A 6,434-nucleotide genomic window follows, 5' to 3' on the forward strand; every position below is an offset into this window, starting at 1 on the left:
CCTGGATTAAAAGAATTGTAATTAATCAATGCATTGATTATTTGAAAAAGAAAAGAATTGAGTTGGTATCAATTGAAGAAAAAGAACTAACCATTGCAGATGATGGTGATTGGACAGTTAAAGAAGAGGTTACAACAGATATTGTGACTTCAGCAATTAACAGTTTACCCGAAAAATATAAAGTAGTACTTAATTTATATTTAATTGAAGGGTTTGATCATCAGGAAATTGCAAAAGTGTTAAACATTACTGAGGTTACATCAAGATCACAGTTAATGCGTGGTAAAAACAAATTAAAAGGACAATTAAAATAGTATAATTATGCCTAAAGATTTAAGAGAATTATTAAAAAACGAACCAGTGCAAACAAGAAAGCTTTCAAAAAATCATAGAATTAATTTTGAAGCAAAATTGCAGCAAGAATTACAAACTACTAAAAAGAATTACAATCATATCTTAAAGATTGCAGCATCGTTTTTAGTTGTTATAAGTTTAGGTTCTTCACTTTTTTATTTTTCAAACAATACAGTTAAAAATACAAATGAAACTGCTAAAATTGAAAGTTTAGGAAGTATTTCTCCTGAATTAAAAAATATTGAAAGTTATTATTTGGCAAGTATAAATACTGAAATTTCAAGCCTTCAAGAAAACTCAGAAAACAAGGAATTGTTAGATGGTTATTTAGAAAAAATAGGCGAATTAACCAGTGAGTATAAATTACTTACAAAAGAGTTAAACACAGAAGGGTTGAATGAAAAAACAATTAATGCTTTAATTGATAATTTGCAACTACGTTTAAAATTATTGTACCAACTTAAAGAGCAATTAAACGAATTAAAAAAACTTAATAGTACACAAAATGAAAACTTACAAGTATAAAATAGTCACTTTAGCATTATTGCTTTTAGCAATTAGTGTACAAGCCCAAAAGTTCGATAAAAAAATAACTGAAAAATTTAAAGTCAATTCAGATGTTGTTATTGAAATTTTAGCGGATAATACCGATGTTAATATTGAAACATGGAACAGAAATGAAGTTTCAATTGAAGCAGTAATTGAAGTAGAAGGAGTTTCTAAAAAAGAAGCTGAAAAAATATTTAAAAATTGGAATTTTGAGGCTTTGGGTAATAAAAGAAAAGTTGAAATAACGTCATTATCAGATAATTTTGAATTTAACTTTGATTTCAATTTTGACTTTGATTTTCCGGAAGCGAACATAGAAATACCACATTTTGATATGCCAAATATTGAGTTTGCTGAATTTGAAATGCCAGATATGCCTGAGATTCCAGAAATGCATCTTGAAGAACTAGATTTTGATTATGAAATGTATAAAAAAGATTCAAGCTATTTAAAAACTTATAAAGCAAAGGTTGCTAAACAAGTTAAGAAATTTAAAAATAGCGATTGGAAAAAGAAGCATGATTCTGTGCTAAATTCAGATGAATACAAACATAAAATGGATGAACTTAAAAAGGCAACTCAAAAAATGGCTAAAGAAGTGAAAGAGCTGAAAAACTCTAAAGAGTTTAAGAATATGATGATTGAATCTAAAAAAATAGCAGAAGAAGTTAGAAGAGAAATGCTAGAAAACAAATCTGAGTTTAAAGAGCAGATGAAAGAAGCTAAAGAAGCTAGTAAAATGGCTATGGAAATGATTAAAAAAATGAAGGAAGAAGGAAAATTTGATTCAATTAATCATGGTGAAAATGTTTATTTTCATTTTAAAGATAAGAAAAATTCTAAAGTTAAAATTAGAAAGTATTTTAAAGTTAAAGTTCCAAAAAAGGCAACTTTTGATTTAAATGTGAGGCATGGAAAATTAAATGTACCAAATTCTAATACTAAAATGTCTGCTAATTTATCATATGGTAATTTTGTAGGTGGTATAATTGAGGGTGATAATGAATTAAAATTTTCTAATTCGCCTGTTCTAATTAACACTATAAATTCAGGAAATATAACCTTAAAAAATGTTCCAAACGCTACGTTTGGAACATTTTCAAATGCTAATTTATTTTCAAACTCATCTGATGTTGTAATAGAAAAAGTGGGTAATGATGTTGCTTTAAGTCTAAAATTTGGTTCTTTGGGAGTTTTAGAAATCGCACCGAATTTTAAAAACTTAAATGTAATTTTAGATTACGCAAAAGGTACTTTAAACTTATCTGATGCATCTTTTATTTACAATTTGAATAGTAAAAAATCAACTATTTTTATTAAAGATTCTTTATATAAATCTAGCAAGTCAAAAAAGGATGGTGTAGATACTATCCAAGGTTTTTTTGAAGATAAAAGTTCTTCAAATAAACTATTTGTAACAGGTGTTTACAGCACAGTTAATTTAAATTAACACCGTCTTTTACTTCATTTTACACACTACAAAATCTAGTGTAGTATAATTTTTCCATTAGGGATTTGTTTTTATCTTTACAACTTCAAAAACAAGCTACAATTAATGGAATTATACAAAACAAATCAGCTAAAAATATACAATTCTTTAAGTAAATCTAAAGAAATTTTCAAACCAGTATTAGAAGGTAATGTTGGAATGTATGTTTGCGGGCCTACCGTTTATAGCAATGTGCATTTAGGAAATGTAAGAACTTTTATGTCGTTCGATTTGATTTTTCGTTATTTAAAACATTTAGGGTATAAAGTACGGTATGTTCGTAATATTACTGATGCAGGACATTTAACCGATGATGATTCTGAAGATAAAATTTCTACAAAAGCTCGATTAGAAAAAATTGAGCCAATGGAAGTTGTTCAAAAATACACGGTTGATTTTCATACAATTCTTCAAAAATTAAATTTTTTACCGCCAAGTATAGAGCCGACAGCTACAGGCCATATTATTGAACAAATTGAAATTATTAATGATATATTGGCAAAAGGTTTGGCATATGAAATTAATGGTTCGGTTTATTTTGATGTCTTGAAATACAATAAAACCGAAAACTATGGAATTCTTTCAGGTAGAAATGTTGAAGATACTATTGAAAACACACGTGCATTAGATGGGCAATCTGAAAAGAAAAACCCACAAGATTTTGCGCTATGGAAAAAAGCCGATGAAAGTCATATTATGCGTTGGCCTTCACCTTGGAGCGATGGTTTTCCGGGTTGGCATTTAGAATGTAGTGCTATGAGTACAAAATATTTAGGCAAAACTTTTGATATTCACGGAGGAGGAATGGATTTAAAATTCCCTCATCATGAGTGTGAAATAGCGCAGTCTAAAGTGAACAATCACGTAAATCCAGTAAATTATTGGATGCATGCAAATATGTTGATTTTGAATGGTCAAAAAATGTCTAAATCAACAGGGAATTACATTTTACCAAACGAAATATTTTCAGGTGAAAACAACATTTTAAACAAACCATTTTCACCAAGTGCCACTCGATTTTTTATGTTTCAAGCAAATTATAGAAGTATTTTAGATTTTACAAGCGCTGGTTTAGAAGCTTCAGAAAAAGGTTATTTAAAATTAATTGAAGCCATCAATAAATTGGATAAGATTGAAATAGGTTCAACTTCAACAATTGATATTAAAGCTTGGAAACAAAAATGTTATGATGCAATGAACGACGATTTTAATAGTCCGGTTTTAATTGCACAATTATTTGAAGCTGTGAAATTTGTGAATTTACTAATTGATAAAAAAGAAACATTATCAGCTGAAGATTTAGAAGAATTTAAATCAACAATACACGTTTTTGTTTTTGATGTTTTAGGGTTGCAAAATGAAGAACAGCAAGATAGTTCAGATAAAATAAGTGGTGTAGTAGAGATGCTTATAAACATGAGAAAAGATGCTCGTGATAATAAAGATTGGGCACTTTCAGATAAAATTAGAGATGAATTAGCAGCTTTAGGAATTCAATTAAAAGACGGGAAAGACGGAACAACTTTTTCGGTAAACTAAATTGAAAAACATAACTAAAATATTAGCAATTCCCTTTATTTGGTTGGTTCGTTTTTACCAAGCAGCAATTTCACCTTATACACCATCAAGTTGTAGATATTCGCCAACTTGTTCAAGTTACACACTTGAAGCATTGCAAAAACATGGTTTCTTTAAAGGTGGGAAATTAGCCATTAAACGTATTGGAAGCTGCCATCCTTGGGGTGGAAGTGGTTATGATCCTGTTCCAGAAAAGGATGAAAAAAACCATACTTCAAAAAAGAAATAAGTTTAACTATTAAATTGTATTTTAGTGTTTTTCAAATAGTAAAAGTTGACTAGAATATAATTCAGAAAAAAAATATAAAGAATGATGTTACTTCAAATAGACTGGAATCCTTCACCAATATTATTTAAATTAGGTCCTGTTGCAATTCGTTATTACAGTTTAATGTTTGTACTAGCGTTTATGTTGGGTTTATATTTAATGAAAAAAATATTTATCGAAGAAAAAATTTCATTAGAAAAATTAGACACCTTATTTATATACGTTGTTGTATCAACATTAATAGGAGCGAGGCTAGGCCATTTTTTGTTTTATGATCCTCAATTTTTAATTGAAAAACCATTAGAAGTAATTTTGCCATTCAGGTTTTCTCCAAAATTTGAGTTTACTGGTTTTGCTGGTTTGGCCAGTCATGGTGCAGCCATAGGAGTAATTATTGCAATGTATTTATTTAGTAAAAAGGTGCTTAAAAAACCAATCTTATTTATTTTAGATAGAATTGTTGTTCCAGTTGCGTTAGGAGCAATGTTTGTAAGAATTGGAAATTTAATGAATTCTGAAATAATAGGAAAACCTACAAATTCTAATTTTGGCCTTGTTTTTAAAAGATTGGGAGAAGATTTCCCAAGACATCCTGCACAATTATATGAAGCAATAAGTTACTTAGGTATTTTTATTATTCTTTGGTTTGTGTATTGGAAAACTGCCAAAAAAAATAAATTGGGTTATATTTTTGGGTTGTTTTTTGTGTTACTTTGGTCAGTTAGATTTGTTGTTGAATTCTTTAAAGAAGCACAAGTTGATGACCGTGCTAGTTGGGCTTTAAACACGGGGCAGTGGTTAAGTATTCCGCTTGTTTTAGTTGGTTTGTATTTTATGTTTCGTAAAGAAAAAGCTTAATATTTATAATGTTAGACTTGTTTTTCGAAAATAAAATAGTTGAAAATATTGATTTTTCTGTTGAAAAATTTCCAAGAGGAGAATATGATAATTGTACGTTTATTAACTGTGATTTTTCCAACTCAAATTTATCAAATTATGCATTTATTGAATGTGAATTTGATACGTGTGACTTAGGTTTATCTAAAGTTAAAAACACGTCGTTTAAAGATGTGAATTTTAAAAACTGTAAATTATTGGGGATACAATTTTATGAATGTGATGATTTTTTGCTAGCATTAAATTTTGAAGGTTGTGACCTAAACTTAGCATCATTTTATAAGTTACCACTTAAGAACATAAAATTCACAAATTCTAAATTAATTGAAGTTGATTTCACCAAAACTAATTTAACCAATTCAGTATTTAATAATTGTGATTTTAAAGGAAGTATTTTTGATAACACGAAATTAGATAAAGCTGATTTTAGAAGTTCTTATAATTTTTCAATGAATCCGGAAGAAAATAGTATTAAAAAAGCAAAATTTTCACAACAAGGTCTTTCGGGTTTGTTGAGTAAATATGATATTATTATAGAGTAATATATAAAAAAACCACTCAAAATGAGTGGCTATATTTTTTATCCTTTAATTTGATTTCGCTTAAATTGTTCAAACTTAGTTTCTTTATTTTTTGGCCAGCTATTGTTGCTTAAATCAACATCAGCAGTTTCTTGATCAGGATCTACAGTAATCTTTGAAATTACTTTACTTGAAGGAAAAACTTTGGTAACTTCATTATCATTCAATCTCCAAATTTCAGCAGGATATTGTTTGCGTTCTTTTGTACCATCTTCATATTCAAATTCAACAATAATTGGCATGACTAATTCACCTGGTTTTTCAAAAACCAATTCATAAAAATATTTGGGAGTCTTTAACGTCGTTTTTTCTTCTGAAGTAAAGTTCTGTTCAACATAATCGCTTAATAAATTGTAATCTTCAGGTTTTTTATTTTTCAAGTTTTTATTGAATTCTTTGCTGTCTTCAGAAACTAAATATAAAGAAGGAGGCAATTGATCTACTGTAATTCCATAAGCTTTTGCCATGTTTTTAGCACGCTCAGTTGGTTGATCTGTTACATAGAATTTTTTAACTTCTTTTATACCAATATCAGTATTTCCAGTTGTATAAAACCAACCTCTCCAAAACCAATCTAAATCCATTGCAGAAGCATCTTCCATAGTTCTAAAAAAATCAGCAGGAGTAGGGTGTTTAAAAGCCCAACGTTTTGCATACGTTTTAAAAGCGTAATCAAAAAGTTCAGGACCCATAATTGTGCTTCTTAGCATCCATAGAC

7 protein-coding genes and 1 pseudogene are annotated in these 6,434 nt (G+C 28.6%); 7 read left to right on the plus strand and 1 reads right to left on the minus strand.

What is annotated here, in order from left to right:
- The 7 genes from GQ540_RS07505 to GQ540_RS07535 form a co-directional block, all read left to right on the plus strand.
- The coding region (locus tag GQ540_RS07505) for an RNA polymerase sigma factor (protein WP_291799627.1) at nt 1-314 on the plus strand (314 nt) is incomplete at its 5' end.
- A gap of 7 nt (nt 315-321) precedes the next feature.
- A complete protein-coding gene (locus tag GQ540_RS07510) occupies nt 322-879 on the plus strand; it encodes a hypothetical protein (RefSeq protein ID WP_291799629.1) in 558 nt (185 codons plus the stop codon).
- Entirely contained in the window at nt 860-2,353 is a 1,494-nt protein-coding gene (locus GQ540_RS07515; protein WP_291799631.1) for a hypothetical protein, read from the plus strand. Before GQ540_RS07510 ends, GQ540_RS07515 begins: the two co-directional genes overlap by 20 nt.
- A gap of 105 nt (nt 2,354-2,458) precedes the next feature.
- Nucleotides 2,459-3,931: a cysteine--tRNA ligase gene (gene cysS, locus GQ540_RS07520; protein ID WP_291799633.1), complete on the plus strand. Its 1,473-nt coding sequence runs from the start codon at nt 2,459-2,461 to the stop codon at nt 3,929-3,931.
- A 10-nt stretch (nt 3,932-3,941) separates the two neighbouring features.
- Complete coding sequence (yidD, locus tag GQ540_RS07525) at nt 3,942-4,199, plus strand: membrane protein insertion efficiency factor YidD (RefSeq protein ID WP_291799638.1); 258 nt, start codon at nt 3,942-3,944, stop codon at nt 4,197-4,199.
- Between the two features lie 81 nt (nt 4,200-4,280).
- Nucleotides 4,281-5,096: a prolipoprotein diacylglyceryl transferase gene (gene lgt, locus GQ540_RS07530; RefSeq protein WP_291799634.1), complete on the plus strand. Its 816-nt coding sequence runs from the start codon at nt 4,281-4,283 to the stop codon at nt 5,094-5,096.
- An 8-nt stretch (nt 5,097-5,104) separates the two neighbouring features.
- Nucleotides 5,105-5,677, plus strand: coding sequence for a pentapeptide repeat-containing protein (locus GQ540_RS07535; RefSeq protein ID WP_291799636.1), 573 nt, complete (start codon nt 5,105-5,107; stop codon nt 5,675-5,677).
- Between the two features lie 38 nt (nt 5,678-5,715).
- Here GQ540_RS07535 and GQ540_RS07540 read toward each other — a convergent pair.
- Nucleotides 5,716-6,434, minus strand: a pseudogene (locus GQ540_RS07540) (M1 family peptidase); the annotation flags it as partial.

The organism is Lutibacter sp. (assembly GCF_013139515.1).
Classification (GTDB): Bacteria; Bacteroidota; Bacteroidia; order Flavobacteriales; family Flavobacteriaceae; genus Lutibacter.